At 67.1% G+C, this 1,404-nt stretch carries 2 protein-coding genes; both read right to left on the bottom strand.

Going from position 1 to position 1,404, the window contains the following annotated elements:
- Positions 1-133: 133 nt before the first annotated feature.
- A complete protein-coding gene (locus ACFT1A_RS30965; protein ID WP_378450108.1) occupies positions 134-757 on the bottom strand; it encodes an IS630 family transposase in 624 nt (207 codons plus the stop codon).
- Positions 667-1,206, bottom strand: coding sequence for a winged helix-turn-helix domain-containing protein (locus tag ACFT1A_RS30960; RefSeq protein ID WP_376381358.1), 540 nt, complete (start codon positions 1,204-1,206; stop codon positions 667-669). Before ACFT1A_RS30960 ends, ACFT1A_RS30965 begins: the two co-directional genes overlap by 91 nt.
- Positions 1,207-1,404: the final 198 nt, after the last annotated feature.

Genomic DNA, 1,404 nt, shown 5'->3' with positions numbered 1-1,404 from the left:
GTGGTCGAAAAATCCACGACTGCTAGGTTTTTCAAGCAGCTCGATTGAGTCGGTCAGATCTCACGCTGTCGTGGCTTTGCTGGCTTCGCCGCTCGGCGCCCCACGACGACTCGGCCGCCGATTACTGAGGTTTTTAGGGTGGGGTCGGTGGTGTGAGTGCCAGGGCGGTGGCGGTGAGGCAGCCGTCGATCAGGTGGGGCCGGAGCTGGATCCTGCGTAACTCGCGGCGAAGGACGCGCTCGAGGTCGTCGGGGATGGCGAAGGCGGTGTTGGCCATCGCTCTGCGCACGAGTGACCAGACGGCCTCGACGGGATTGAGGTCGGGCGCGTAGGGCGGGAGGCGGACGGTGGTGAGCCAGTCGTGCTCGGCCTCGTACCGCTTCAGCCCGGCCGCCAGGTGAGTGTTGAGGTTGTCCCAGACCACCACGATCGGACCGTCGGGCTGGATGTGCGCGCGGACCAGCAGGTCGCGGTAGTCCTGCCAGGAGAAGCTCTTGCGTGCGCCTTTGAGGCGGAGATGGGTGCGGGGCCGGTGGATGAGGCGGCTCGTCTCGCCGGGCTTGTAGCAGCACAGGGCGGCGATTGAGGTCCGGCGGCGGGAGCGGCCGCGGACGCGGATGACGGGGGTGTGCCCGCGTCGGCCCCAGGTCCGGGCACGGGGCGGTGTCATCGAGAAGCCGGCCTCGTCCTCGAAGACGATCCAGGCCCCGGACGCCGCCGCGAGCCTTTTACCCGGGGCCAGACCTCCTTCTTCCACAGCTCCACCGCGTGCTCGTCGCGTTCGAGTGCTCTGCGGGCTGGTGCCTGCCAGGACCAGTCGTGCCGTTTCAGCAGCCGCCACACCGTCGCCACCGACAGACTCACCCGAAGACGTCGGCGGATCAGCGTCTGGACCCGGGCCAGGGTCCAGCGTTCGTCTTCGAAGCCGTGCGCGGCCGGTCCCTTGCCGAGTTCCTCCTCGAGGACGGCGAACTGGGCGTCGGTGACGGTCGGGGAGTTCGCCGGACCCGCCGAGCGCAAGGCCTCCATGCCGCCCTCGCGCCAGGCACGACGCCAGCGTTCCACCGACCTCACACTCACCCGCAGATCCTTCGCGATCACCGCGGTCTTCTCACCCGCCGCGAACCGCATCCCGGCCTGTAACCGGATCCCTTCACGAAACGCCCGACGCTCAGCGGTCAGGCCTCCACCCTCCGGATACCTCATCCCACCGGCATACCACAGGGATCATGAACTGTCACCACCCGATGTCAACCCGAAAACCTCAGTAGGAAGTGCGAACAAGTCGCTGTGTAGAGCAATGCCGGCGAGGTCGTCCGTGGCACGCAGACAATGAACACGTACGTCAGGAGCGCGATGAGCCGGCCTTCACTATCCGAACCTGAAGCACTCGCCATCGCACAC

The sequence above is a fragment of the Rhodococcus sp. NPDC057135 genome (assembly GCF_042670865.1).
Taxonomy (GTDB): Bacteria; Actinomycetota; Actinomycetes; order Mycobacteriales; family Mycobacteriaceae; genus Rhodococcus_F.
Note: the sequence above shows the minus strand (reverse complement) of the source record. Positions and strands in the feature narration are given on the sequence as shown.